Source organism: Rhizobium sp. FG113, from assembly GCF_057809895.1.
This window is the reverse complement of the sequence record NZ_JBMDKV010000003.1, coordinates 453,515-479,901: the sequence shown is the minus strand read 5'-3', so window position 1 is coordinate 479,901 and position 26,387 is coordinate 453,515. Positions and strand designations below refer to the sequence as shown.

Below are 26,387 nucleotides of genomic sequence, written 5' to 3'. Positions count from 1 at the left end.
GGCTCATTTTGTGAGGGGTGGCAGGCCCGGGCGGTCGAGCCCGCCGGGCGACAGCGTGAAGATTTCGCAGCCATCGGCGGTGACGCCGACCGTGTGCTCGTATTGCGCCGACAGCGACCGGTCACGGGTGACGGCGGTCCAACCATCGGCCAAGACCTTCACATGCGGGCGGCCGAGGTTGATCATCGGCTCGATCGTGAAGATCATCCCCTCGCGCAGCTCCGGCCCTTCGCTGGCGCGGCCGTAATGCAAAATATTCGGGCTGTCGTGAAACAGCGCGCCGACCCCATGGCCGCAGAAATCGCGCACCACCGAGCAGCGCTCGGCCTCGGCATAGGTCTGGATCGCCTCGCCGATGGCGCCGGTGCGGGCACCGGGGCGCACGGCCGCGATCCCGCGCATCAGCGATTCATAGGTCACCTCGAGCAGCCGCTCGGCGGCGCGCTTGACCGTGCCGACGGTGTACATGCGGCTGGAATCGCCGTGCCAGCCATCGACCACATAGGTGACGTCGATATTGACGATATCGCCTTCGCGCAGCGGCTTGGCATCCGGGATGCCGTGGCACACGACATGGTTGATCGAGGTGCAGGTGGATTTCGTATAGCCGCGGTAATTGAGCGTCGCCGGAACGGCGCCATTCTCAAGCCCGAAATCGAACACGAAGCGATCGATCGCATCGGTCGTCACACCCGGCTTGACGATATCATCAAGCGCATCCAGACACCGCGCGGTGACCTGGCACGCCTTGCGCATGCCCGCGAAGGCATCGGCGCCGTAGAGCCTGATGGCGCCGGTATTCTTGGATGGCGCGGAGGAGGCTTCGATATAGTTTACCATTGCGGGGGCCTTAGCGGAAATTGTCGTCATTCATAATGCAGCTATGCCGGGTTCGTCCATTGCGATCAATGGGGGAGGCGCATTTAAGCTATCACGCCTTCATCGCACGCTGCCATCCCATTGGCACCCGATCGAGCCACCCGGCACCAGCAAGCCGGAAAACGAAAACGGCGCCCTTGCGGAGCGCCGTTCGCAGTCCTGCCGAGGCAGAAACCAGTATTAGTTGGCCGAGATGTTGACGGCCTTCGGGCCCTTGCCCATGCGATCCGGCTCGGTGTCGAAGGTAACCTGCTGGCCTTCGCGGAGCGACTGGATGCCGGAAGCCTGGAGAGCGGAGATGTGAACGAATACGTCCTTCGCACCGCCATCAGGAGTGATGAAACCAAAACCCTTGTCCTGGTTGAAGAATTTTACGACGCCTTTGGTGGCCATTGGGATAGGTCCTTTTCCCTGTAGTCTGTCTGGTATCCATCCCCCCGAGAGGAAATGGACGGCTTTCACTTTCGCGCTCCCTCATCTTAACTCAGAACGCGAAGGGTCAGTCGAGTAGTTCACGAACGGGGAAAGAACGTCTACGCGCGTGAAGGTCCCCCCACGCCGCCCCTCAAAGAAGGGCTCAGCCACATCAGTCCAGTCACCGGCATGCAAATGCCCGAGTACACAATTGGTGCCAGTAAACGGAGCAAAATGCAAGCGACATTATTCTGACACCAGCCGCTCCAAAGCGGGAATGGCCAAAGATTCAAACACTTGACGATTGGTAACGCTGAGCCGGTATCGCTGACCCATTCCTGGAATGCGTAGCGAAACGGCACGTTCACATCCCCAATTCGTGCGAATGCCCAACTGTTGGGCGACTGCCCGCTGAACGCGAGCGGAATTCCCGGTAGACGCGAGTTCGATCAGCGGGCGGCGCCGGCGCTGAGCTTGTGCTGCACCATGTCGGCACTGCCACGCACATAGGAGACGGCAGGCTTGCCGGCGGCATCGGCGGCGGCGTAGGCGATGATCGTCACGTCTTCCTCATAGGTCGAGACATAGAGCACCTGGGCCGGATTGACGTAGATCGTGTGATTGTGGGTGTTCTTGAAGCCGACGAATGCCATTGATGTCTCCTACCGTGTCTCGATGCGAGATATGCCACGCGGGCGTTGACGCAAGTTTAACGCGATGTCGGCGGGCAGGGCGGGGCGCTGGGGGCGCCGGGGGCGGTGGCGATCGCGATCGCATCAGGGTGTGGCCTGCGCTTCCTTCTGCGGGTGCCCAAGGAACGGTGGCGCTTTCTCGGCGATAAGGGCAAGTGTCTCATCAAGGCAGGCGAGCGCCCGGGCGTCGCCGGCAAGGCAATCACGGACGACCGACACCGTATGGCCGCGCAGGTCCGGCGGCAGGAGGTCAAGGAGCCGGAACATCGCGCCGTGCTCTCCATCGCGAGCATCGGCGCAGACCATCCCGGCCCAGCCGAGATAGTCGGTGAAGCAGGGTGTGTATTCCGAGGGCAGCGTATGGACGCAGGCGAGCTTGCTTCCCTTGACGGCGATGCGCTGGCAGGCGCGAGCGCGGCGGCAGCGGTTGATCGGGCAGGTTACGAGCGGCATGGACAGCATCTCCGATGTCCTCGCCGCCAGCGCAACGATCAACTCGAGACCGAGGCGGTCCCTGAGGTCCTTGCCGGGATCGTCATGAGCGTGCTGCGGCATTGCGGTCCTCTTCGGCTCCGGCGCGCGGCAAGGCCGTCACGCGGCTGGTTTCACCCGTGGTTTGATGGTTCAGGCTTCACTCGTGTAGCGCGCAAAATCGCGTGGCAAAGCGCGCAACTTCGATTGGCAACACAAACCTTTTGTAAGGCGGCCTTTAAAGGCACTTCACAGGCCCATTGATCTGGGTGCGCTCGGGGCCAATATTCCGCGCATGAACGATCTCAGCCCTTTCAACGAAATCCACCTCCTCAACCACACTGTTGTCCACTGGCGTCGCGCAGATGCAGGCTGGGAAATTGCCGCCTATCGGACATCGTCTGGCGGAGGAATGTTGCGATCTGTGGCCGGCGAACTCATACGAAGGACATCGTTGAGCGGCCCTGGCTCAACGGAGTTCAGCGAGGCGCTTGGCATGGTCACGTTAATTGCATGCACGAAGATACAGAGTGATAGGGTCAATGGACCTCGCCGCTGATCATGCTGCCGGACGCCCTCGCGACCGACAGCACTGTGCTTAGTTGCTTATGATCAGCTCTTTAGCGGCCACACCCTTGCCTCCGGAAACCGAATAGAGCAACTCGGCCTCATGAATCGTGAACGCGCCGAATACCTCCCGTATGGCTGGGACGTCGTTTATCGAGAGGATGAAGCGACCCCTGATCTGGCCTAGCATCGTCGCCATGGCGGCAAAATGTTCTCTACCAAACAGGTTCTTTCCATAGTCACCTTCGCTGCCGTAGTACGGCGGATCGAGGTAGAACAGCGCACCTTCGCGATCGTAGCGCGCTATGAATGCCCCCCAGTCAAGGTTCTCTATGACGACGCCGGATAGGCGCTCATGCACGTCTTCAAGGAGCGGGACGAGTCTTGTCAGATTGAAGCGCGCGCTGCCGCCAGTGTCCACCCCGAAGTTCTGACCTGCAACCTTGCCGCCAAATGCGAGCTTCTGAAGATAGATGAAGCGCGCAGCCCGCTCGAGGTCGGTGAGCGTCGTCGGATCACAAGCCTTCAACCGCTCAAACTCGCGACGGCTACTGACTTGGAACTTGAGGGTGTCCATGAACTGCGGATAGTGGCGTTGTAGGATGCGAAAGAGGTTTATCACATCACCGTTGCGGTCGTTGATGACTTCAGCTCGTGGCACCCTCGTGCGGCGGAAGAAAACGCCGCCCATCCCGACAAAAGGCTCCGCATAAAGCTGGTGCGGGATGTCGGCAATCATCTTGACCAACCGAGGCGCAAGCGAGCGTTTGCCACCAATCCAAGCCGCTGGCGGGTGCGTGTTCGGCACATCCCGCCAAGAATCAATATTCACCATTTCCAAGAACTCACGAGTCAGTCACTAGAAACCCGCCCTGCAGGGTACGGGTGTGACGGTTGTGTATGCGGCTGTCGGACGGGTCTGGTCGCCAAACTGTGGCCCGTCGTCGGAGCGCTATTAGCGCTCTGACCACCCGTCTACAATCAGACTTGCGGCCACGATAGTTCATCGAATACGGCCTGCGCAGCTTCTTCAGTCTGAGCAGCTTCGATAGCAAATTTCGTACCTAAACGCGTTGCTTCGATAGCCGCCCCGATAAGCTGCCACTGAGAATATGCGCCGTTGACCACTGTCGCGACCTCGGCGAGCGTCGGAGCTGTTACGCCCACCTCGGCGGAAAGCATCGGATAGTCACTCACTTCGGGATTGGTAGTGGCCAAAAACTTTGAAGCCTCGGCCGCCTTCTGCTGGTAGGTCATGGCCTGCCCAGCGCCCGGCGTGATGGACCTGAGGCGCTCAGCTTCAGCAGCGTTGTCGACCATGGACTTCAGCAAAACTTTGACTTGTTCCAGAGTCAGTGGCGGCTGCTCGGGCTCCTCTTCACGCGGAAGCTCGACAACATTGAACCCGTCATCGATCGAAATGATTTTACCCTCGACCATCCCAGCGATAGCTGCGGCGTATTGCTCATCAGTGATCGCAACCCCGCCCGGAAGTTCTTCTGTCGATATTTGTCCATTGATTGCCCAAGGCATTATTTGACCCTCATGTAAGCTTTGACCCCGAGATTTTTCATGCGGTTTTCGTTGGCGATGCGCGGCGTTCCATTGGTGCCATCGGTAACCGGGCCCGTGGTAGTGCCCGTGGAAACGATGCTGTAGCCACCACCTCCGATGTTGGAGCCACCAGCACCTGTCGCACCAGTCCAGTTGTGCACGTGTCCCTGTGAAGCGTCATCTTGCAGCGTTCCCGGTGCAGTGCTGGGGCGAAGAATTCGGCCTTCTGTGTTGATAAGCCGAATGGTTTGCCCGTTCATCGGGGAGCCCGCTACCGAGATGACAGCACTTGCTAGAACTTGTGGCGCGGTTCCCGAAACGCTTTCCGTTGTCAGCTTCGCGTTGTTGAACGCACCCGCGCCAGTCAAGCCGGCAGTAAGTTCGACAAAGACAACCTCGGCGTCACTGACCGGAGGAACGTCAACACCGGTCAGAGCGGTGTTCACGTAGTAGGTCTCGCCGATCTTGACCGATTTCCATTTCGACTGCGCCCAAAAGTTGGCGAGCGTGATTTTACGCAATGCTCCCGAGACGCTGTCCCAGAAGCCGATTTCATCCGCTGCCACAAAAGCAGTTTTCGCGGTGGCGCCATGGATCGCGCCGGCAAACCCATTGACCACCGAGTTATAAAGAGCCAGCGTCTTGCGATACCAATGAAACGCAGAGAACAGGCCACTTCCGGCTGTTACTTCGACGTCTTCGGCCGCGTTCGCGAACCTATCGGCAAGCGAGGCGCTGCCTGCTGCGTTGAAGGCGGCAGCTGTGGCGTCCTCAAGCAAAGCTTCAGCGGCTGCGACGATGGCAGTGCTGGCCTGATCGGTAATCAGCCGGAAAACATCTCCATCCTTAACGCCGACGATGAGCATGTCTTCAACCAGCCCCTCTGGAGCGATGTCGTTCCCGGAGTTTGACTTGACCGTCAGAGCCGCTTGGCCGTTGAACGAAATCGTGACGGGGCTCGTCGTGTTCGTCTCCGCGATCGGCACGATGACCAGGGCAATCTCCGATACCGGGATGCCCGTCGTGGCCTGGATGGCGGAAGGCGAACCAGCGCCGACGTTGGTAGCTTTGATGAAGCTGTAAGGAAGTTCCATCGCTTTGACCCAAGCGCCGGCGAGACGACGATAAACGCCGTTCTTTGCTGGATCCGGGTCAGCATAGACCCAAGGTGTGAAATCGCCCACGGCAGCGGCTACCAGCTCCGCATAGGTGGTAAAGATCTTCCCAGCATTGGTGAGGAGCTGGAAAGGCCCCGTGGCAAGCAGCTGCGCCGCCGCCGCCTCGACCGGAACGAGGACCGTCGATCCGTTTCGGTTGCCGATGAACTCGTCCAGGAGCGATGCCTGATCGATGTTGGTTGATCTTACGCCGTCGTCCATTTCTTCCTCATCGAATCGTGACGGAGAACGGGCCGGAGATCGGACCGGCGACGCCGTCAGCATTTTGGGGTTCAAGCCAGTAGTAGTGCACGCCGGATGGCAGGCAGGTTTCTGTTTCCAAGAAGGCAACGACGTTGTCGATCGAGCCCACGAAGGTGGACGATGCCGAGAGGCCGAAGACGTTGTTGCCGGCGACGGCGAGCAGCCGATCAGAGAAGTTGCCGCTCACAGATCGTGCAGTTCCGTCGACGTTCGCCACGCCGGACAATCGAGGAGCGACATTGCCTGCAGAGACGCCAGAAAGCGTCCCGGCTATGCGGTAGTATTTTCCGGCCGTGGCTGCGAGGGGCTGTGAAATCACCGCTGCCGTCCCGGCCGAGTGCGAAGCAACGCCACCGGCGATCGACCAGCCGGTTCCAAGCGTCCACGTGGAAGCGCTGTCGAACCCACCATTTGTGATCAGGTTGCTACGCGTGCTGTCCCCATCTGGAATGCTGTAGCTGCGCGACGCAGAGACATCGAGCGCCGTGCCGATCGCGTCAGTCGCACGATTGAGGACGTTTGACATCGACCTATAGAGCTGCACCTTTTTTGTTGCAGCGTTGTCGGTTGTCGAGAACATCACGGTCGCGCCGCCGAGGAGCGCTCCGACAGTGACTGTGCTGCTATCGAGCCCAGTCGGGACCGGCGCATCATCGTTCCCGATCGTTACGTTCACCACTGTCGTGAAAGGACCGAGGACGTTGGCCGGCGAGATGGCGGCGGCGCGGAGCTGCACAGGGTTTCCGGTCGCATAACCGGGAATCGATGCACCGCCATCGGAAGACGGGAAGTCGATACTGTTCCAGACAGATGCGCCGTTAAGACGATGTTGAAGCCGGAAAACAGAGCTGACGATCGCGCCGGAGCCGGCGTTTACCAGCACATTCAAGCCGCCTTCAACACCGGTTCCATTGAGGCCGGTTTTTATGGAGCGGAAAGCGGGCGCCGGCGGCTGTGCGGTGGCATCGCCAACGTCATCACCTACACGGCCTGACCACTCCGGAGGCTCTTCCTCGTCTGTCAACTCGTCGATGATCGGCGCGGCGTCGACGAGCCTGTACACGGAGGAAAGGTTCTGGCCCGCTTCAACGCGGGTCACCAGGAGCGGATAAGACTCGGTCAGCGACTGCCCAAAATGAAGAATGTCACCGATGATCGGCCGATCCTCTTCATTGCCCTGGAGCATGACGGCGGACGAGCTGCCGACGATCGGCACAACCGGCCGAACGACACTCACGCCGATCGTGTCGTCCTCGTCGGCAAAGACGCGGTAGCGAACTGCGTAGGTTCGACCTGCGACGATCTCGACCTCTTCGTCCAGCTCGATGAGCTTACCCGTCACAGACCGAACGCGAGCTGCCACCTGGGTGCGTTCCAACACGTCGAGCGAACCGACAACGAGGTCACCACGCGTGGCTACGCGAACGGACCCGGCTTGCACAGCAGAGTAGGTATCGAGGCGATATAGCGCCTCATACATGCGCCGGCGCGCCTCGATCCAGATCTCGTCCGGATCGGTCTTGCCTGGTAGCTCCAGCGCTTCAGTGAGGATGATGGAGCCAGAGTGCCCAGGCCACGGCACCAGGCGCTCGGCCGGCTTGTAGTCGTTCGTGGCATCGAGAAACGAGACGCGAAACCCATCCGGCGGATCGAAGTAGTTGCGGGTCGCTTTGAACTGCCAGCTGTTGCGCGGGTTGATGTGATCGACGACCAGAGATTTCGGCCGATCGACGACAACAGTCCAGCGTAGGCCGTCATGTCGCTGCATGGCGCGACCGGCAGCAGCGATCTCAGCAAGGTTTTCACGAAACAGCTTATCGTCGTCCAGGGCTCTATCAAATTTCAGGCCCTTCAGAGTGCAGTATTCGTGCCAGTCCTGAAGCTCTTCCAGATTGATGCCACTATCGTCGGTCGGGCGCGGATTGGCGGGTGACTGAAGCGCATAGCGGAACCACGAGGCGGGGTTGCTGGTCTCACGTACGACCCACGTACCTGTCGCCTTATCCCAGTCGAGGCAGCGCTTGGAGGCAATCGCGTTAAAGCTCTCCAGCGTCCCATTCAGCTGGTACGTCGCCTTCACCCGAACCGCGACCAGCGCAAGCGGCTTGTCGAAGTTCAATGGATATTCCGGGCGCAAGGTCTGGAGCGACAGCCAGCTGGAGCGGCTCTGCGTCCTGGTCGACGTGTGTTCGTCCGTCATCCGCTCGACTTCGATTTCCCAGCGGCCGCGCGATGGAAAGTCCCACGTGTGCTGCCGATAGAAGCCCTCGAACTTAGCATTGGTGATGTTCAGGGTGATTACGTCCGCCCACGCCTCGGTGTTGGCCTTGCGCTGGCGGATGCGGATTGCCACCGTCACGTTGATCGGATTTCCGCTATCGTTGACGCTGCCGCAGCCGGCAGGAAAACCGACAATGATCGAGGCCCCGGAGGCATCGGAACCTGTGGTGCGCACGATCGGCGTCGATTTCGACGGGCCGGAGATGACTGTGCCGGCATCGTTGCGTGGCAGCGGCCGTACCAGCTCGGCACCGACGTTCTCCTCGTTGACCTGCTTCGAGTAGATCGTAAGAGGCGCATCGGTGGCGAGCCCCTCTCTGATCTCCGTGGTCACCTCGTCATATTCAGACAGCTCGGTATCGCCGATCCGGAAGCCAGACAGGTTGAGGCCGTATTGACCTCCATAGCCGAAATTGAAGACGGCGCGGACATACTGAATGTCGCCGACGATCTCAGTGTAGGACATGGCTGCAAAGGGCGGCGCATACCTGACCTTGCCGACAATATCGGGAACCACGCCATTCGGATCGAGCCGATTTTGCCATCCCGAGACGGTGTAGACCGGGTTGGTGGTCGTGTCCTTCGGTGTCTTTGGTTTTGTCGGGGGGATCAACGCATTGATCAGCAGCGAGCCGAGGACGTTCACGCCCAGGCCGATCAAGCCAGCGGCCACGCCCGTCGAAATACCAAATGCGCCGGCCAGCGCCGGTGCCCAGAGCTGCCCGAGCGCAACCGCTACGACGGACACGACGATCGACAGCAGGGATTTCAGAATGCTTTTGCCCGGAACGATGCGGATGACGACCTTGACGCCGGCTTTCGGCCGAACCCGGCTCCACTGCTCCCGCTCGATCACCAAGACACCTTGTGCGGTGACGAGCGTGACACGCATGTGCTGAAGGTCGCGACCGGAAGCGCGAGGCAACGAGGCTTCGACCATCTGGAGCAGCGACAGCCCTGTTGGAAGCTCGATGTCGATGCGGCCGGCGCCTGGATCGAGAAGTGGTGCGGCCAGAACCGAGACCACGTCGCTTCGATCGGCTGGGATAAGCGCCGGCGCGTTCACGCTGCCACCTGCGAACCGGCTTCAACATGCCGATAAATGCCCGTCAACCGATGCTGCCAGCGACCCGTGCTGTAGTGTTCAATCTTCGCCTGATCATCGGCGGTGACGTGCAGCATGAGGCCGGGTGACACGACGATGCCGATATGTGTTTCAAGATGCCCGCGCCGGAAGGTGGCGAGGTCAAAAGTCCGCGCGCCCGCGACGGGACGCCAGCCATGCGCTGCGCGTTCGCCAGCGACCAGCGAGGCCACTTCGGCGCGCTCCTCGACCGAGACGTATTCCCCGGCATAGGTCGGCAGCACGATGCCGAGTTCTTCGCGATAAACGAGAACGGCGAGACCCCAGCAATTGCAGCCATCAGCCGCAAAGCCGAACTCGCTGTAGGGAGTGCCGACATATCTATTGGTCCAGTGGATCATCTGTGTAGCCCCGGAAAACGATCCTTGGTCATGCGACCGCCTGGATACTTCTCGTCTTCGATGTCCTCTCGCGAGAAATCGATGGTGACCTCGCCGGCGTCGATCTCGGCCGAGGTGATCTTCATGTCGCGGAATTCGGCCTCGATCAGGCTTGGCGACGAGGCGAGCACGACGGCAACGTGGATCGTCGCAAGGCTGGTAAAGCTGCGCAGGATTTTTGCGATTTCATTGTCGACGTTCTCGAGCACAAAGCTGCCGGAAGCCGGCGCGTCTTCCAGGTCGGAAGGAACGAGCGCGCTCGCCAGCACGAAATAGAATGGCTCCGAGGCCGGATTGCTGCCCATCCAAGTTGAGCGTGTGCCGTACATCAATGGGTCGTCGGACAAGCGCTCGGTGTTGTCTGTCGACAGGCGCACCGGGGAATCAAGCATCGGGTGGTCGATGAAGAAGAGCGCAACCTCGATCTCCTCCGATCCCTCGGCATCTTGTGCCATGCGGGCATTGAGTGACATCCGTCTCATGGCATCACCGTCACATTGAACGTGATGCGGAACCTCGTGCCGACGATCGCCTGTGAAGGAAGCGTATCACCGAACAAGCAGAGCCAGCGCTTGGCAATCAAGACCGGATGACCGGAGCTGGTGAGGAGCGGCCGACCGTCAGCAAGCAGAAGCTGCCAGCCATCAGTTGTCGGATCTGGCATGTAGAAAGGCAGCGCACCGCTCTTCGTGTCCCGCTTGTAGAAGGAATCGAAGACGGCCTTCTGATCACGCTGCACGAAGATCGAGAGCGTGACGTATTCGGGCACTGACGAGAACCGGCGCCGATATGCCGGCGGGCCGCTTTCGCCCTGGCGCTTGAGACGCGCATCCATGGGCGTCAACTGGAAGGTGTTCCGTTCCGGACGCGGAAGCTCGGCCGGCCAAAGAGCAACTGTCATCCGCGATTAACTCCCTGCCTGCGCAGGCCGTACTGCCGCTCCATCGTGCGGGAAGCGTTGCCACCCTTCTTCGCGATTGCGCCGCCAACACCCTCGGACAAGGTGAAGATCGTCTGGCGCTGGCCTTTGTCGTCAGTGCGCTCCTCGGTCTCGACGTGCGCGCCGCTGTAATTGTGGATCTCGATCTTGGATCGGTCGTTGGCGGCCGCCATGTAGCCGCGACCTCCGACAACTCCGCCGGTGGCATAGCCCGGCTTTCCGAGACGCATCGCTTCGACGACGGCAATGCCGCCAGCATCCGCGATGTTGCGCTGGCTCCAGACAATCTCGCCCTTGTGGACGATGCCCGCAGGATCGTTGATCCCGCCATGGCCGGTAAAGCCACCGGTGTCATAGAGGCCGATGCCGCCGTTGGCGGCCAAGGTAGCTTGAGCGCCATTTGGAACGAACGCTCCCCCAAATAGGCCGCTGAAAAGTTTGCTGAACCATCCTCCGCCGCTCGAGGTAGGAGCCTGCGGAAAGAAATTGGTCGACAGGCTCTGGCCGAGCTGGCCCAAGCCGTTCCCGAACTGACCAAGCCCCTGTGTCGCGCTTCCGCTCGCACCGGCCAGCTTGCCGATCGATTCAGTGGCGCGCCGAACCTGAGTTTCTGTCGCAGACACCCAGCTGGTGCCGACGCCACCACTGGTGTTGCCCGACAGCATTTCGAGTTGGAGCTGACTGCCTGTGCCTCGCGTTGCTCCGGTCGCAAAACCGACGTGACCGCCGGTTTGGTTTGCCCCGAGCCCGCGCGACTGGACGAGAACGTCGCCGCGCAAAAGCTGCGAAACATCGACTTTACTCCCCCAGTTCTGAAACGAGTTGGCAATTTGAGATCCGGACCCCGTAACGCCGATCTGCTTCAGAGACGAGTTTACGAAAGCAGCACACCATGCCGTCTGTGCCGCATCGATATCGACACCACCCTGCTTCAAGAAGGCGTTGATGCTCGGGTTGCCTTCCTTGGTGCCGATAAGCGAGGACGCAAGATCGACAGCCGAGGAGCCTTTGCTAACGGAGTTACTGTTCGCAGCGCCACCGAAAAGGCCGGCAAGCCCACCAGCGCCGCCAGAAACGCCGCCATTGATCATGACCGTGCCTGCGTTGACACTCATCGCACCAACACTCTTGCCCAGGACCGACCCCGTAGCGGTGTCGCCACCAAATAGCTTGGAGAAGATCCCGCCTAGGCCGCCTATATCGGAGAGCGTTCCGTAGTCGGTGCCCAGCAATGCATTCTTGAGTGGATTCTTTACCGACAGCTCCAGGAAGGTGCTGGAGATGTCCTTCGCGATATCTTCGAGCGCGCCACCGATGTCGCCGCTGGAGAGGCCATCAACGATACTGTCGATCGTGTCCTCACCCGACTTGCGCACCTTATCCCAAGCCTCGGTCTGCCTACGCAGCTCGTTGGTGACGTCGGAAATCTGCAAGGCATTGCGCCGATATTCCTCGGCGGCCGCGCTGTCGGCCGAAATGCCGCGCTGGCGCAATTCCTGCTCTGCCTGCAGAAGAGCGAGTGTCCGACGGCGTTGCTGCTCACTGGCTCCGACAAGGGAAATCTCGGTTCTGAGCTGAAGGATGGTATCATTTTGTCCACGCAGCATGTTAGCCGCAGCTATCTGCTCAGAGAGCTTACCGTAAGCCGCGGCCTTTTCCTTGATCAGAGCCAGTTCTGCCTGATCAACCTGCACACCGTTTCGGGCCGCCTCTTCCTTCAGTTGCTGCGTGAGGCGGTATTCCATCCGCAGCCGTTCGGTCTCACCGACCGTTTGGCCGATCAGGCTCAGCTCCAGTTTCTGGCTATCGAGCGTTTCGTTAAGCGCCGTGAGCCGGTCGCGCTGCGCATCCGCGAGCGTCTTCTCGGCTTGGGCTAAAGCGAGCGCACTGGCCTTTTCTATCCGGTCCCGCCGATCAGTCGCTGAATCGTCACCGTTGTACTGAGCGGCAGCAGACGCTCGCGCTGCATTTGCCCGTTCCTGGGGAGACCGCGCATTAATTTCCGCGATCTGCGCATCGAAAGCCTGCTGTCGCCGCTGAGCGGAGACGCGCTGCTGGGATTCCCAAAGGGTTAAACTAGTGCTGTCAGCTCTCGCTGTTGGCCCCTGGGAGAGGAGCATGCCGTTGGGACCACGGTCATTGAACACTGCGCGCTGGATGCGCTCCATCTCCTGGAGCGCCTTCGTTCCCTGACGATACTCCTCGACGAGAAGTGCCAGTTCGTCAGCACGCTTGGCGAACTTCGGGTCTAGCGCTGCCTGCTTATAGAGGCTGTCATAGAACGCATCGAAGTCAGGCTTTCCTTCTTTGGCCTCTCCTCTCAGCCGCCTCAGGGCGTCTTCGATGGGCTTGTACGCACTATCAACCGACAGGTCATTGCCACCTTGTGTGCCGCCACGAACCCGGCCGAGGATGTTGCCCGTCTGGTTGAACAAATTGTACTGAGCCGTGTTGGTGACACTGCGCAGCGCTCGAATGTCCGATCCCGACTGGAAGGTCAGGACTTTCGCACTTTCGGTTGCGAAGCTCTTCGCCTTGTCGACCAACGATCCATAGCGCTCTTCGAGCCGCTTGAGCACGCTCTCGTGGTTTTGCAGGACATCGTCCATCTTCCGCGTCTCGGTCGCGGCGTCCATAAGACCGACCCCAAAGTGGATCGCTGCAGCGGTAGCTGTGGTCAACCCGATTGCCACCAGCGAAACAGGGCTCAAGATCTGGCCGGCAGCAGCTGCAAGCGTGGTTCCGGCCTCTTTCAGGCTCTGGCCGGCAAACGCGGAGGCCAACTGTGGACCCTGCTGAAGGCCGACTGTTGCCGGGTTCATAAATGGCGCCGTCGTGAAAACGTCCTGCACCTGATAGGCAACGTTCGTCGCCTGAAAATTCTGGTTCCCAGCAGAGCGCTGTGCGTTGACCCGCCCTTTGATCGCATCGATGCTCGCCAACGTCGCCTGACGCTCGCGAACCATAGCAGCGGTCATCTCGTTCGTGGAGAGAGCGCCCTGGGCGTGAAGAGTACGGATCTCAGTGAGGCTGGCCTTGTATTCGCGGATGACGGCAAAGAGCGGATTGTACTTGGCCCGCAGATCATCGAGTGACTTGCCCTGGGCGGCAAGCGCGCCGGTCCACTCGCGGGCATTGCTGTTGGCAGCGCCGGTATTCAGCCCCACCGAGGCATTGATAAGCGACTGGAGCTTGGTCGTTGTGCGTTCGGCCTCGGCGCCGATCGCGGCGACGGCTTGCTGTGCCGACGCGCCGCCAGCCTTTGCGCCAGCGGCATCGATATTGACGCCGATCGAAAGTCTAAGTGCGTTCGCCATCAGTTGTCACCAGAGTTCAGCACGACCATGGCGGCCTGCTCGATGACGCGGAGATCGTCAAAGACGCCCGCGTCGGCGTTGCGATGCTGAAGGACGACCTGACACGCGGTGTAATCGAGCCCGATCCAGATCAGGCCAGCCAATGTAGCCACGACACGCCACTGCGTATCGCAAGCGAGGAAGGCTTTGAGCGACGGCCAATTGGATGCGATGATGGGCAAGAGGTCGTCCTCGTCTGCGCTTGCTTCAGCTTGTATGACGACGCCCATCTGCCGGAATTGCCCACGAGCGTCGTCGTCGATTGGAGCGGGCTTGGTACGATCGGAGCGGCCGAGGTGGTTGTTAGCCCAGGCGACGGCCGCTTCCTTCAGTTTCCCAGGCGGGCCTTATCCTGGCTGATCGCCTCCTGATAGGCGCGGTTGAGGCCGGCACGGATGCGATCGTGCTTCATGGCTTCAACGAAGTTTTCTTCGGTGAAGACGATCGGCTTGTCAGCCTCATCGATGACGCCGCGCCAGTTGCGAACCACCCGGCGGAAGGACGAAAGATTGATGCTTTCGAGTTCGGCTTCCGTCGATTTCAGGGTCGCGGGTGACTGATCCTTCTCGGCGGCAGCAAGCGCTGTGGCGCGCATCTCATCGAAGCGCTTGGCTTCCTGCCGGTCGATGATCTCGAATTCCACCTCGAACTCATATTCGGTCATCTTGCCCGGAGCGTCCGGATTAGGCTCGACCACCTTCACCGGCCACCAGCACGTCAGGTTCTTCACAAGTTTGAACATGTCTCTCTCTTCTTTAAAGCGGGTTACAAGCGCCTTCGAGGTCACTTCACGGTGATGGAAAACTCGTCGTTTCCGGCCACCGTCGTGAACATCAAAGGAATGGTGTTGTTGACGATCTTCTGGGTCTCGCCGTAAGCGACGCGCCCAATCTGGACGGCCGGCGCGTCGAGCTTGAAGATGTTGCCGGCGATTGTGCCGTGCTGAAGGGCAAGTGCGCCGGTCTGGTGCTGCGAGGAGATGGAGAACCAGTCCTTCGTCGCGAGGAGAACGGCCTCCATGGTGGCGCTGCCCGTCATGATACGGTCTACCTGCTCGATGCTCTCGGAGCCGATCAGGAAACGCGGCTCGATCTGGTTGCCCAGGTCGAACGAGAAGCCCTCGCACGCGCCAGTGAGGCCGAAGAGCGAGAAGGTCGAATTCGCCTTGTTCACCGGCACGGGCTTCTTGAACGCGGTTAGCGTGACCGCCGGAATCGGAATATCCGAAATGATGCCGAGCAAGCCCGTCATCGTGTAAGAAAGACGCGGGATCTGCTTCGGTGTCAGGGACGCCTTCACGGTGCCACGCGATCCAAGCATGACGTGGTTGACGCCATCGACGTTGAAGTAGATCGACGCCGCTTCCTGCTGAGAGGATATCGGCGTGTACTTCACGTCGGTACCGACGGTGATGACCTCAGCCATGCCGCATGCACGAAGAGCGGGTCCGAAGGCCGGAGCGGTCCCTGCTACGCCAGAGCCCGCGATCTCGATGTCGAAGGAAATGGTCGCATAGTTGCCGACCAGGATCACGCCCTGGTGGCCCATGTAGGGTACGACCAGGTCTCGCGAAACTTCCTCGCCGACCGAGGGATTGAATTCGACGTTCGTGGCGAGGACCGCGTTCGCAGCTCCGGTGGGAGTTGCGTCGGTCCCGTACGCGGTTTCGGTCTTCAACAGGAGTGCGCGGTTGCGGAAATAGCGCTTAGCCATCGTTACTTGGTTCCTTTGCCCTTGCCACCGACCGGCGCTTCATCAGCTTGCTCGACCAGTTCGGACGGTGCGTTGTCATCGGCCACGGCGAAGACCGTCTCCGGGTGTTCGGTGCGCTGGTTCAGCTTCAGCGAGCCGTCTGGTTGGCGGGTGTAGGAGCCGCCTTTTCCTTCGGTGTTGTCCAAGCTCATGCCTCCAAGTAGCGGCTGGTCTGCCACGTCTGGACGTAGACGGTGACGCCGTTGCCAAGTGCTGTGCCCTGTCCGGACACCAGTTCGAAGAGTCCGTCCTCCGGCGATACCGACCAGCCAGCCAGCGCGCCTTCGACCGAGGCCTTCAGGCCGTCGAAGTCCGCGACCCGCTTGCCGCCCTGGTTGTCGTCGTGGCGGCGGATGACGATGACGACGAGAAGCTGCACCGCGACGAGCTGCCGGAAAGCGCCGGAGCCGAACTCGTTGGGTTCGGCCTGTTCGCGGTAGGGAACGACAAAGACCGTGCCGTGCTTCGGTGCCGTGCCCTTGGAGACGGCCTCCAGTTCCTCGGCCGGCCTGACGTCTGCCACTGCCGTCGCTGCGGTCTTCAGGCGGGCGATCACCTCGTTGATCAAAGCCATCCCTCCAACTTCTCAGCCGAAAAGACGGGATCGGGACCGGTGACGCCGATCCGGTCGGCATTCGATGCGGTCGGCTGCGGCTCGTCTACGCCGGCCGGGTATAGCTTCAAGCGACCGGCTGCCACGTCCTTCAGCGACGACATTGCGTCCTTCCAGTCGCGGACGACGTAGTCAGGAGCGCCCTGGCGGTGGAGCGTGTAGCGGGCGATCGAAGTCGCCCAGGTGCGGACGAGATCCGGGACCGATGCCAGCGGGATCGCGTAGGCGACGGCCAGATAGCCGTTGATGGCGCTGTCAGCGCCGGCGAGAGCCGCCTCGACAACGTCGGGATCCGGCGTGCCGTCATCGTCGCGATCGGCGACCTGGATGATTTCATCCGAACCGGCGCGCTCGATCAGATCCTGAAGCGTGGCGTACGGCATGGCTCAGCCTTTCTGGACGGCGCTTGCGTTGCGGACGGCACGCTCGGCGGCCATGAAGCCGAACTCGATCTGCGTGCGAGCCATCGCGATCAGGCGCTTGTCGATGCCGTCAGCTCCGGCGATCTCACCGAGGATGACGGTCAGCAGTCGCTCGTAGGTCTGCAACGTCGTCAGCATCTCGACATTAAGCTGCACGGACAGGCCATCCAGCGTTGCCTGCTCGGCGGCCGTCATCGATCGGTCTCCAGCGCGTCAGTATCCCAGTCTGGAAACACGGCACCCTGTTCGGCCAGGGCGGTGTGTTCCGCGCGCGTGATCTCGATGATCTCGCTATCGACGATCTTGTTGTGCAGGATGACGCCCTTCAGCAGCTCGAAGCTTCTGAGCTCGTTGTCGATCGGCTGGCGCGCGGCGACAGCATCCTTCAAGGCCTTGGCGAAGATTTCGGCAATTTCCTCCCGCGAGAACAAGACCCCGTCGAACGTCACACCCTCGGTCGACATAACGCCCGACGACAGGAACAGCTCGCCACTCGAGAGGATCCCGGAAACCGATGCCTCCGCTTCCGGGTTTGCTGCCGCCTCGTTAACGGTCAGCGCTGGCTCAGGGTTTTCCGGCTCGCTAACCTTGCCGGTGGCATCTGCATCATCGCCCTGGGTATTCGTCGTCTGCAGGTCGTTGCCCTGCGAATTGGTGCCGCCGGGCTGCTCCTCGCCCGTGGCTGAAGCGGGGTCCTGGGAGGACGTTGCGCCCGCCATGAAGACAGGCGCAGCCGTCACGACGCCTGTGGAGCCCTCGTTCGAATCCGTCGTGACGATCTCGGTGCCAGACGTCGCCGTCGCGGTGCCGGCCATAAGCTCGGCAGTGGTGGTCTTGGTCTTCTTCGTTGCCATCACAAGTTCCTTCGGTTTTTGAAGAAAGGCCGGCGCACCCGGCCCTTGTCCAAACACCGCCGGTCGGGGAGAGAGATGACCCGACCGGAGGCATTGCCATCGTCCATCAGCAGCGCAGCGGCGGCTTCAGGAAGATGAGACCGTGGGTCTGATAGCTCTCGGCATATTCCGGCTTCAGCGGAGAAGCGGTGGCCGCATAAATCAGGTGGCCGCCCGGATTGTGGATCTCTGCGACGAGGGCGAGATCCGCCGGCGCGACGACGACGGCCATCATGGCCTTGGTCGCCTCGAGCGAGGCCTCCATGTGGTCGATGACGTTGAAGCGGAGCTCGGCCGGCATCGGCGTGGCGGAGCTCGGCATGTGAAGAAGGAAGATGCTGCCGATGAATGACAGCGCGCCGATGATGCAAATTCGAAATGAGCGCATTCGAAATTCCCTGTGAGTGTGGTGCTGGTGCCGGCGGCGGTGGGGTTTGCCGCCGCCGGCGGGTTCGATCCCGACGGCTGGAGTTCCCGCCGGGCCTTCAAGGCGTCACCACGCGTGACCTTAGATGACGTCCTGGAAGAAGTAGCCGAGGTCAGGAGCCGCGATGACTTCCTTGACGCTCATGCCGGCGCGAACGCGCTCGCTGCCGCGAAGACCGATCTTCGGCTCCGGAAGCGTGCCGGAGACTGGCGTGCCGAAACGGGCGGTCCAGCCGAACGTCGCCTGCTTGCCGTCGCTGCCGGCGAGCTTGTCGCGGCGAATGAGCGAGCAATGATTGCCCCAGAGGCGCAAGCGCACAGGCGCTTGACCGGGCTTGGCGGAATTCAGCCAAGAGGAACCGACCAGAATTTCGTCGAGTTCGAGCAGATCCGCGACTGCGCGCTTGTTTGCCATACCATCACCGGCGCCGGACGGCGTCAGAGCGCGCAGGACCGAAGCGTTGGTGCGAAGGGCCGTCCAAGCCGACTGGCCGAGGACAGCAACATTCGGGCGCATGATCATAGTGTCGGCCGCAGCCGCGATCTGATTGATCGGCTTGCTGTCGTCGGCATTCCACTTCGAACCGGCAGCAACGACGACCTTGTTGGCTGCAGGATAGGTCGCAGCGTTGTGAACCTTGTCGGCAACGCGCTTCTCGCGGTCGAGGAGGGTCAGATCGTAGAGTCGCTGCGCAGCCGTCGCGAGTGGGTCGAAGCCGGTGCCCACGGCGTTTGCGATGTCGGAATTCGGCACCACGTCGTCGAGGCCGTAGTCATCGGTTCGATCGTTTTTCTCGATCGCGTTGAATTCAACCTGGTTCGGCTCGGACTTTCTGCCGACCTTGGTGTCAGGCAGCGAGATCTGCTGAGCGAAGTCGAACAGCCACCACGTGAACTTCTCAGAGTTGAGGTCTGGCGGAAGGATCGGCAGAACCTGATCGGCAATGTAATCGCCATTTTTGTAGGCGATCAGAATGCCGGTCAGGACCGGATTGATTGGGAAGGGCGTACCCGACATGCGTTATCTCTCCTATTGACCGGGGATTAGCCCTGGATCTGCGAGGGGTTTACGAGGGCCTTGGCGACATCGCCGGAGGCAGCGTTGATCAGCAGGCGGCCGGCAACAGAGGCGTTCGCGCCTGCAGCCGGCGCACCAGCCACGGCACGGCCCTGCGCATCAGAGACGATGAACTGGCCGGGCAGGATGTTGCCGCCGCACTCCACGTCGGCCGGGCCGAACAGGACCACGTCGAAGCGCTCGCCGTTGGCAACGCCGCCAGGGCAATCGACCACGCCAGCAAGCCGCTCGTTGGCCGCGCCCGATGCCTGGACGAGCGTGCCGTCCGTGGCCGTGAATGCCACGAGGCGGCGGTGCGAGACCGCGCCCGAGGCGACGAAATTCTTGATGAACGAATTCATGCTGGTTCCTTTAACGGCGGTTTTGAAGGCGCATGGCGGCCGTGGCGGGGTTGAGCTGCTCGCCCTTGGCTGCCGCCTCCTTGATTTCGGAGACGATGGCGACGGCGACATGCTGCGGATCGGAGAAGTCCGGACCGTCGCCGGTGGCCACCTCGTCAGTAACGACAGGGATCGGCAGCTTCTCGAGGAGATCCCGGAATGCCGCGCGCGAGGTCTTGCGGACCTCCTCGCCACCTTCAGAGAAGGTCAGCTCGCTGGCGTCCGACAGGTCGGAAAACAGGAGCGTCGCCGTTTCCTGCAGCCCGATCGGCAGACGACCGGCCTTGACGATCTGGTCGACGAAAGCAGCATCGGCGGTGGCGCGGGTCTTGCGCTCGGACTCGGAGAAAGTGGTTTCGCGGTCAGCGACCGCCTGTTCACGGGCCTCAAGCTCGGCAAGGCGCGCGGCAATATCGGCCGCCGTGGTCTGCGTCGTCATGGTGTCGTCCTTCTTTTCGGAAAAGGCCGAGCCGGTCAGCTCGACCGTGTTTTGCGCCCGCAGATCGGCGACGCTCTGAGTGAGGTCGTCGATGTTCCACTGCGGCACGATCTTCTCAGCCGTCTCGATGTCCTTCGTCTCGATGAAGTAGTCACGAAGGTTGCGGAACATGCGGGTGACGCTTTCCAGCATCCACACCTGCTTCCAGTCGGCGAATTCCAGATCCGCGAAGACGAGACCGCCTTCCGCGTCGCCGAACTCGACGGCCTTCAGGCCCTTGACGGCCGGCGGCTCAGCACCGAGGAAACCGACATGGCGGAGATGATACGCGCCGGGCGTCGGGTTGTTGGCGCTGTCGGGAGCGTAGAACGCGGCTGAGCGCGCCTTGAACTTGCCGTCCTTGACGAGATCGGAGAAGGCCGCGTCGATGTCCTTCGGCTCGGCGACCAGACGGCCGTCACGAACCGACAGGCTCTTGATCCAGCCATAGGCCGGCGCATCCTGCTTCGGGTGCCCGACAACGATCGGGGCTTCATAGACGGACGGATTGTATCCGGCCGCGATAGCGGAAAGGTCAGTGTCGGCGAAAGCGACTGCGACGCCCTGGGCGGACGTGTGCTTGCCGGTGCGGAAAATCTCGAACGGTTTCATGGTCCGGAGGATGCCGGAACCGCATCATCCGAAACATTGACAACCAATTGCGAGTGTCTTTGGCAGTCGGAATGCAAAGTGGGGGAGCAAGGCGGGGATGACTTCGCCGTTAAAGCGGTTTCAAAGCCCCTTAGACGCGCTTGATGACTTCCAAGCTATCATCGCCGCACCAAAAGCGCCAGACGGCGTTCTATGGCCGTTTATTTCGATATCGCATTTTCGCCAACCGCCTCGACGAAGTGGTCGGTGATGATGCCGAGGATTTCGCGCTCGTCGGCTTGGCTGAAACCGAGGAACTGGCGCTTCGGTATCGTGACCTTCTTCAGACGGAATGTGCGACCGCCCATCGAAAATACAAGAGCGCTTGCAGTCTTCGGAACAATCGTGCCGCCTTCGTTGTGAATGCGGGCATAGATCAGGTTCGTGCCGATCTCGACGCCGTTGCCATCGGCAAGCTGCCAGATGATCTGCGACAGTGACCGCGTCTCGCCGACGAGGATACCCGGCCCCTTCTTGGTCTGGGCATAGAGCGGGTTGAGGTCGCGCCACGGGTTGCCGGCTGGATCCTGCTTGCCGATGAAGCGCCGCCTGGACGAGCTGGCCTCGTACTCACCGATGTTCTTCAGAGCCGGTGTGATGTCGTCGGCCGCCTCGATTAACGCCGCCAGGGCGTCATTGATCTCGGTGGAATCCAGTGTGAGTGTCGCGCCTGCCATCAGTCTTTCCTCCGGTAGAGAAGCGCGCCCTGGCGAAGAGCGTTCAAGCTGGCGTCCAGGCGATCGGCATCGACCTGCCAGAACCAACCCGCCTTCGACCAGTCGACGCGTAGCAGCACGACCTGACCGTTCGGGAGGCGGACGTTGCGGAGATAGGCCCGGCGGAGGATCATGCCCGACAACGTCGAAACCCAATCGGCCCAGATCTCGTCTGGCTTGGTGACGGCCGTCGCCAGCAGAGCCGCGAACCGCTGATCGGTCGACGCGACGTCCTGGTGGAAGAGCGCCGGCGCGAGGGTAAGGATGCCGCCCGCCCGATCGCGATAGATGCCGCGATCGTTCTTCAGGTCGAAGGTGTCGAGGAATGCCTTCGAATAGGCCGGTGCTGGCAGGTCGTCGCTCAGCAGCTCGGCCGCTTCAACGGGTGTCGGCTTCGGCATGGGCTGCGACGCGGTCACCTGAGCGGGCTTCACCGCTGGCAGCGGTTTGCTCAGTTGCGGCGGCACCATGCCGTCGAGCCATTCCTCGCCGACATTGTACTCCCAGCCGCGATCGATGCCGGGATAGCGCGTCTCCGGCTCACCGGTGCGCGGGTCGGTCGACTGATAGGCGCCGAGATCGGGGGCTTGATCCGGTCCGCTCTTCCCAAGCGCACGCAGCTCGCGCGCGGACAGCGCCTGGACGTCGCAACCGCACCCCCAGCCATTGGGCGGGAACATGATGCGCCACGCCGGGTCGGTCGCCGCCAGGACAAGGCCGTTCCAGGCGAGGTGCTGTTTGCGCGGGTGGAGCGCGCCGGAGTGAATGTATTCCCAATATGGCCGATACTTCAGGACATCGGGATCCATCATCTGGGCATAGCGGCCGGCCATGTAGCTGGTGCGCATGTTGGTCGTGTAGATGATGCGGGCGCGCCAAGCGCGGCGCTCTTCCTCGTCGCCGCCTCGGGAGTAGAACTTCCAACCGGTGCGATCGACGATGGCGTTAAAGTCGCTTTGAAACTCCTTGAAACCAGTGCCTTCGACGCGAGCCTTCTCGATCGCCGCCCGAAAATCCGCCAGCATGTCCTCGCGGGTGACGCCGGCAACCGAGAAGGCGTGAGCATGCGCACCATGGCGCAGGTCATCCCAGCGCCGCGTCGGCAGGTTCGTTTTCGCCTTCAGGAAGTCGATCGCCTCCTGGAACTGGACGCCATCAGCCATTGACGCTCACGATCCCTTCAAGCCGACCGAGCGTGACGCCTTGCTCCATGATGGAGGCGAGATCGTTGATGCCCATCTCCGACGAGAGGCGCGCGAGACGCACGATCAGATCGTCATAGGACGTCGCTTCGGTGAACTCGGTACGGATCGCCTCGATCATGCCGTCGATCGCCGGGCCGCCGGCGACCTCGAGCTGATCTGCGAGCTGCTCGGCGACGACGTCACCGTTGCGCCTGGTCGTGATCGGATTGTCCGCAAAATCGAGGTTTGCGGCGATGCTCTCGCCGGGCTTGCTGCCGATCTGCGTCGCGACCGCCTTCTTTACCCATTCGCCGCCATAGGTCTCGTTGATGTAGCTGACGTCCTTCGGCTCGTAGCCCATGTCGAAGATCTTCTTGTCGCGATCGGAGCGCGCATCGAGATCCTCGGCCTCGGAGAAGTCACGCCAGACATCAGGAATGCCAGCGCCGGGGAAATTAAGTTCGACGATCCACCGGACCAGGGTGTCACGGATGGTGGCGCTGACGAGATCGGAATCGGCCTTGGCAATGGCGATACGCACCTCGTTATGGATCTCGCCCAGCGATCGTGCGCCGCGCTCGCCGGAGTTCGTTGACAACGTCTCGCCGAGCACGGCCTCGCTCATCAGTTCGTCGAGGTAGCGGTTCAGCGTCTCGTAAAGATCCCCGCCGCCGCCGCGCGCAGCCTCAAGCAATTCGACCTTGACAGACTCTGGCGTCGCAATGCCGGTATCGTTGGACAGACGGCGAAGGCTGCTGAGGATCTGCGCTTCCTTGGCCTGATCGTAACCGCCCTCGTAGGTGGCGTGCGTCGTCGGCGTGGCATGCTTTTCCGTGCCTCGAAGCCAGTGGGCGAGCGCCTGGCGCTTGAACCAGGCGGGCCAATAGAGGACCGAGCCGAGGCCGACGCCATAGGGATCGTCATCGTCATCATCGATCGAATGACGGTGGACGATAAATTTCCTGTCGGGAACGCCCTGGCCATCGAGCGTGTTCGACCGAGTGAGCACGCGGAGCTCGCCCGCCATGTTGAATCGGAACCGGCGCTGCTTCTTCACGGGCACGCGGACGGCCGTCCAGGTGCCGCCGATATTGGTCCAAACGATCTCGGCGACTGCGAATCCCTTGAGCACCGCGCCCATGAGGCCGCCAGTCAGCCGGTCGAAGTTGAGCGCCTTCAGCTGGCGTTCGACTTCAGCCGCGGCCTTCTTGTCGAGACGGCTCTCCGAGGCTGGCGTGACGCTCCACTCGCGCGAGGTCACCTCAAGCTTGCGCTTTTGAAGGATCGCGAAGGCATGCGGATCCTTGCGGATCTCGTCGTAGAGCGCGAAGCCCTTGCCAGCGCCGCGCAGACGCAATGTCTCGTCGGTCGGCGGCAGGACAAGCTGGAAGCTCGGAACGTAGGGATCGGTCGCAGCGGTGGCGATTTCCGGAAGAAGAACAGGCGCGGTCATTTACATCCCCGTGAAGGCAAAGAGGTCGGCGCGAACCTCGGCAGAACCGAAGTCGCCAGCAAAATCGTCGAGAGCTGCGGCAGTCACTCGCTCAGTGCCGGTCGTGCCGGAGCCGACTTCCCCGGCCTTCTGCTCGCTGGCGAAGACGGCGAGCGCGCCGGCAATGGCGCTATCACCGTGGCGCGGGAAACCATCAGCGCCATCGGAGCGGGCATCATCCGGGATCTTGGCGACGCCCTTGGTCATGACGATCGCGCGATAGTCGTTCATGATGTCGTCATCGAGCGGCAACTCGAAGGTGCCGTCCTCGAATGCCGCCTTCAGCTTCGGCATGTTGAGCAGGTACCAGCCGGTCGACAGCTTGATTTCGCTGACCATGGATGCGCCGAAGGCCTGCCGGCAGGCCTCCGCCAGATACGCGCCGTTGCCGCTGGCGTCGAATGCGGCATGGAAGAAGCGCGGCATATGCTGGCGCATGTAAACGGCAATCTGCTTCTGGCTCTCGAACGGCACGTCGCGGAGCTCAAGCACGAACGGCGTCGACAACGACAGGTTCGGACGGACCTGCAGCGGGTGGATTACCGACAAGTCGCCCGATCGGCCAAAGTCCTGGCCAAAGCACGACCGCCAGTGCGGGTCGAGCTTGTTCAGGTGCGGCTTCAGCTGCTCCTCGCAGAATGCCTTGATCTCGGCGTCACGCAGCTCCTGCGGCCAGTCGACGAAGCCGGGAGGAGCCTTCCAGCGGATGACCGGGATCTCGGCATGCATGCGCGCCTGGATCAGCGTGCGGGCAAGATAGGCTCCGCTGCCCTGCGAGGGAATGCAGCGCAATTCCTCATCAGCGCCGGAGCCATAGGACTTGTAGATGCCGGCGCGCCATGTCGCCTCGGCTTCAGCCGACCATTCCTGTCCGGTCTTCAGACAGACACGCTGATAGAGCCCGTATTCAAGAGCGTCGTCGAAGGTCACGCGCACGACCGCGCCTGGACGCTTGCCGGCGCGGATCTCCTGGATGAGCTCGTTGAACGGATTATCGACGCCGTTGTGCGTCGAAATCACCAGAACCTTGCCGCCCCAGATCAGCAGCGCCATTGCCGCCTTCAGCAGTTCGGCCGGATCATCGTGGAACGCATACTCGTCGAAGATGACGAAGCCCTGGCGACCGCGCAGCGATCGAGGCTTGGAAGACAAAGCGCAAATCTCGAAGCCGCTGGCGAAGGTGATGCGAAACGCCTTGATGGCGTGGTCAGCACCTTTTTCGCCCTGCTCGATGAACAAGAATTCCTGCACCTCCGAACATGCCGGCATGAAGGCACGCGCCCACATGCCGCAGGTGTCGATGAACTCGCGCGCCATGTCGAGATTATACCCGAGATAGAGCACGTCCATGCCGCCTTCGGTGCGGGCAAGGCCAGCGGTCAGGACGGCGTCAGCGCCGACGCCCCAAGTCGCGCCAACGCGGCGGCTCTTGTCGGTAACGACGAGGCGGTGAGCAGCCGTCGCCTGCAGGAGCTGCTTTTGGTGGGTGAGCAGAACGTCGGGCAGCGACTTTCCGTCCAGTTCGACGGGCAGCTCCATCAGCATGGCGCGGCGGTGGCGTGCCCAATCTTCCTCGGTGACGAGCTCGGCGGTGTCGATATCGGTTGGGTTGACGCGAAGGCTCATGCTGCCACTCCAAGGATCTCCGCCTTGATCTCGGCGACCGTTTTCTTCGTCAGGCCCTTGGCCTTGGCGACGGTGTCGATGGCCTGGGCGGCCTTCTCATTGAATTCCTTCTCGACCTTTTGGCGCGTTGCCAGCGATACGCCCTGGGCCTGCGACGCCGATCGCAGTGCGTCGGCAAGTGCCTTCGCGCCCTTGGGATCGAGCCCGGCTTCACCGGCATTGGTCAGCAGTTCGAAGATGAGCGTCTTGATCGCCTCGGCCGCAATAAGCGTGAGGTTGTCGGACGCCTGGGCATCGAACTTCTCAGCGATCGTCGCCGCGATCTCCCGCGTCTGGTTGAGGCGGCTGGAGAGCGTGGCAAGCTTAAGGCTGAAGCGGTTGAACGCCGTTCGGCTGGGAATCGTGAAGTCGAGCTCGCCGTGGTACTCGCGCTGCAGCGCTTCCATCTTGCCGTAGAACTCAGAGTAAATGTCAGTCTGTGTCCGCTCACGGTCCTGCAGTTCGCGTGCGGCCCAGGCCACGATCTCCGCGCACTCCTCAGGGAGCAGCTCTATACCTGAAAGCCTGCCGCGACCCAT

29 protein-coding genes are annotated in these 26,387 nt (G+C 61.5%); all 29 read right to left on the bottom strand.

Going from position 1 to position 26,387, the window contains the following annotated elements; all coding sequences use genetic code 11:
• Positions 1 to 3: 3 nt before the first annotated feature.
• The 29 genes from map to ACODTZ_RS12545 all read right to left on the bottom strand — a co-directional run bounded on the left by map (position 4) and on the right by ACODTZ_RS12545 (position 26,387).
• A complete protein-coding gene (gene map / locus ACODTZ_RS12685) occupies positions 4 to 840 on the bottom strand; it encodes a type I methionyl aminopeptidase (protein WP_018900055.1) in 837 nt (278 codons plus the stop codon).
• Positions 841 to 1,059: 219 nt separating this feature from the next.
• Entirely contained in the window at positions 1,060 to 1,272 is a 213-nt protein-coding gene (locus tag ACODTZ_RS12680; protein ID WP_018900054.1) for a cold-shock protein, read from the bottom strand.
• A 470-nt stretch (positions 1,273 to 1,742) separates the two neighbouring features.
• Complete coding sequence (locus ACODTZ_RS12675; RefSeq protein WP_111563609.1) at positions 1,743 to 1,946, bottom strand: hypothetical protein; 204 nt, start codon at positions 1,944 to 1,946, stop codon at positions 1,743 to 1,745.
• 123 nt (positions 1,947 to 2,069) lie between these two features.
• Complete coding sequence (locus tag ACODTZ_RS12670; protein ID WP_489026134.1) at positions 2,070 to 2,540, bottom strand: hypothetical protein; 471 nt, start codon at positions 2,538 to 2,540, stop codon at positions 2,070 to 2,072.
• Between the two features lie 514 nt (positions 2,541 to 3,054).
• Positions 3,055 to 3,858 (bottom strand): DNA adenine methylase, encoded by an 804-nt coding sequence (locus ACODTZ_RS12665; RefSeq protein WP_489026132.1) that lies wholly within the window; start codon positions 3,856 to 3,858, stop codon positions 3,055 to 3,057.
• A 146-nt stretch (positions 3,859 to 4,004) separates the two neighbouring features.
• A complete protein-coding gene (locus ACODTZ_RS12660; protein WP_489026130.1) occupies positions 4,005 to 4,556 on the bottom strand; it encodes a hypothetical protein in 552 nt (183 codons plus the stop codon).
• Positions 4,556 to 5,956, bottom strand: a complete 1,401-nt coding sequence (locus tag ACODTZ_RS12655) for a hypothetical protein (protein WP_489026128.1) — start codon at positions 5,954 to 5,956, stop codon at positions 4,556 to 4,558. Before ACODTZ_RS12655 ends, ACODTZ_RS12660 begins: the two co-directional genes overlap by 1 nt.
• Before the next feature lie 7 nt (positions 5,957 to 5,963).
• Positions 5,964 to 9,344 (bottom strand): TipJ family phage tail tip protein, encoded by a 3,381-nt coding sequence (gene gpJ, locus ACODTZ_RS12650; RefSeq protein ID WP_489026126.1) that lies wholly within the window; start codon positions 9,342 to 9,344, stop codon positions 5,964 to 5,966.
• The gene (locus ACODTZ_RS12645) at positions 9,341 to 9,763 is read right to left on the bottom strand and encodes an NlpC/P60 family protein (protein ID WP_489026124.1); all 423 of its coding nucleotides are present in this window, start codon (positions 9,761 to 9,763) and stop codon (positions 9,341 to 9,343) included. The genes gpJ and ACODTZ_RS12645 overlap by 4 nt, the downstream gene beginning before the upstream one ends.
• A complete protein-coding gene (locus ACODTZ_RS12640) occupies positions 9,760 to 10,284 on the bottom strand; it encodes a hypothetical protein (protein ID WP_489026122.1) in 525 nt (174 codons plus the stop codon). Before ACODTZ_RS12640 ends, ACODTZ_RS12645 begins: the two co-directional genes overlap by 4 nt.
• The gene (locus ACODTZ_RS12635; RefSeq protein ID WP_489026120.1) at positions 10,281 to 10,703 is read right to left on the bottom strand and encodes a hypothetical protein; all 423 of its coding nucleotides are present in this window, start codon (positions 10,701 to 10,703) and stop codon (positions 10,281 to 10,283) included. The genes ACODTZ_RS12640 and ACODTZ_RS12635 overlap by 4 nt, the downstream gene beginning before the upstream one ends.
• Complete coding sequence (locus ACODTZ_RS12630; protein ID WP_489026118.1) at positions 10,700 to 13,708, bottom strand: hypothetical protein; 3,009 nt, start codon at positions 13,706 to 13,708, stop codon at positions 10,700 to 10,702. The genes ACODTZ_RS12635 and ACODTZ_RS12630 overlap by 4 nt, the downstream gene beginning before the upstream one ends.
• Before the next feature lie 350 nt (positions 13,709 to 14,058).
• A complete protein-coding gene (locus ACODTZ_RS12625; RefSeq protein WP_489026116.1) occupies positions 14,059 to 14,280 on the bottom strand; it encodes a DUF1799 domain-containing protein in 222 nt (73 codons plus the stop codon).
• Positions 14,281 to 14,426: 146 nt separating this feature from the next.
• Positions 14,427 to 14,840: a hypothetical protein gene (locus ACODTZ_RS12620; protein WP_489026114.1), complete on the bottom strand. Its 414-nt coding sequence runs from the start codon at positions 14,838 to 14,840 to the stop codon at positions 14,427 to 14,429.
• Positions 14,841 to 14,881: 41 nt separating this feature from the next.
• Positions 14,882 to 15,811, bottom strand: a complete 930-nt coding sequence (locus ACODTZ_RS12615) for a phage tail tube protein (RefSeq protein ID WP_489026112.1) — start codon at positions 15,809 to 15,811, stop codon at positions 14,882 to 14,884.
• A gap of 2 nt (positions 15,812 to 15,813) precedes the next feature.
• Positions 15,814 to 15,996 (bottom strand): hypothetical protein, encoded by a 183-nt coding sequence (locus ACODTZ_RS12610; protein WP_489026109.1) that lies wholly within the window; start codon positions 15,994 to 15,996, stop codon positions 15,814 to 15,816.
• A gap of 2 nt (positions 15,997 to 15,998) precedes the next feature.
• Positions 15,999 to 16,424, bottom strand: coding sequence for a phage tail terminator protein (locus ACODTZ_RS12605; protein WP_489026107.1), 426 nt, complete (start codon positions 16,422 to 16,424; stop codon positions 15,999 to 16,001).
• Complete coding sequence (locus ACODTZ_RS12600) at positions 16,415 to 16,846, bottom strand: gp436 family protein (RefSeq protein WP_489026105.1); 432 nt, start codon at positions 16,844 to 16,846, stop codon at positions 16,415 to 16,417. The genes ACODTZ_RS12605 and ACODTZ_RS12600 overlap by 10 nt, the downstream gene beginning before the upstream one ends.
• 3 nt (positions 16,847 to 16,849) lie before the next feature.
• On the bottom strand, positions 16,850 to 17,080 hold the full coding sequence (locus tag ACODTZ_RS12595; RefSeq protein WP_489026103.1) for a hypothetical protein: 231 nt from the start codon (positions 17,078 to 17,080) through the stop codon (positions 16,850 to 16,852).
• Positions 17,077 to 17,739, bottom strand: coding sequence for a hypothetical protein (locus ACODTZ_RS12590; protein ID WP_489026102.1), 663 nt, complete (start codon positions 17,737 to 17,739; stop codon positions 17,077 to 17,079). The genes ACODTZ_RS12595 and ACODTZ_RS12590 overlap by 4 nt, the downstream gene beginning before the upstream one ends.
• A gap of 106 nt (positions 17,740 to 17,845) precedes the next feature.
• Positions 17,846 to 18,166, bottom strand: coding sequence for a hypothetical protein (locus ACODTZ_RS12585; RefSeq protein WP_489026100.1), 321 nt, complete (start codon positions 18,164 to 18,166; stop codon positions 17,846 to 17,848).
• Between the two features lie 120 nt (positions 18,167 to 18,286).
• Positions 18,287 to 19,222 (bottom strand): major capsid protein, encoded by a 936-nt coding sequence (locus tag ACODTZ_RS12580; RefSeq protein WP_489026098.1) that lies wholly within the window; start codon positions 19,220 to 19,222, stop codon positions 18,287 to 18,289.
• Positions 19,223 to 19,248: 26 nt separating this feature from the next.
• Positions 19,249 to 19,623, bottom strand: coding sequence for a hypothetical protein (locus ACODTZ_RS12575; RefSeq protein WP_489026096.1), 375 nt, complete (start codon positions 19,621 to 19,623; stop codon positions 19,249 to 19,251).
• A gap of 10 nt (positions 19,624 to 19,633) precedes the next feature.
• Positions 19,634 to 20,752 (bottom strand): peptidase, encoded by a 1,119-nt coding sequence (locus tag ACODTZ_RS12570; RefSeq protein ID WP_489026094.1) that lies wholly within the window; start codon positions 20,750 to 20,752, stop codon positions 19,634 to 19,636.
• A 200-nt stretch (positions 20,753 to 20,952) separates the two neighbouring features.
• Complete coding sequence (locus ACODTZ_RS12565) at positions 20,953 to 21,468, bottom strand: phage virion morphogenesis protein (RefSeq protein WP_489026092.1); 516 nt, start codon at positions 21,466 to 21,468, stop codon at positions 20,953 to 20,955.
• Positions 21,468 to 22,670 carry a PBECR2 nuclease fold domain-containing protein gene (locus ACODTZ_RS12560; protein ID WP_489026090.1) on the bottom strand — a complete coding sequence of 401 codons (1,203 nt, stop codon included), beginning with the start codon at positions 22,668 to 22,670 and terminating at the stop codon, positions 21,468 to 21,470. The genes ACODTZ_RS12565 and ACODTZ_RS12560 overlap by 1 nt, the downstream gene beginning before the upstream one ends.
• A complete protein-coding gene (locus ACODTZ_RS12555; RefSeq protein ID WP_489026088.1) occupies positions 22,663 to 24,144 on the bottom strand; it encodes a DUF935 domain-containing protein in 1,482 nt (493 codons plus the stop codon). Before ACODTZ_RS12555 ends, ACODTZ_RS12560 begins: the two co-directional genes overlap by 8 nt.
• Positions 24,145 to 25,809: a hypothetical protein gene (locus ACODTZ_RS12550; protein ID WP_489026086.1), complete on the bottom strand. Its 1,665-nt coding sequence runs from the start codon at positions 25,807 to 25,809 to the stop codon at positions 24,145 to 24,147.
• Positions 25,806 to 26,387 (bottom strand): DUF3486 family protein, encoded by a 582-nt coding sequence (locus tag ACODTZ_RS12545; RefSeq protein WP_489026084.1) that lies wholly within the window; start codon positions 26,385 to 26,387, stop codon positions 25,806 to 25,808. Before ACODTZ_RS12545 ends, ACODTZ_RS12550 begins: the two co-directional genes overlap by 4 nt.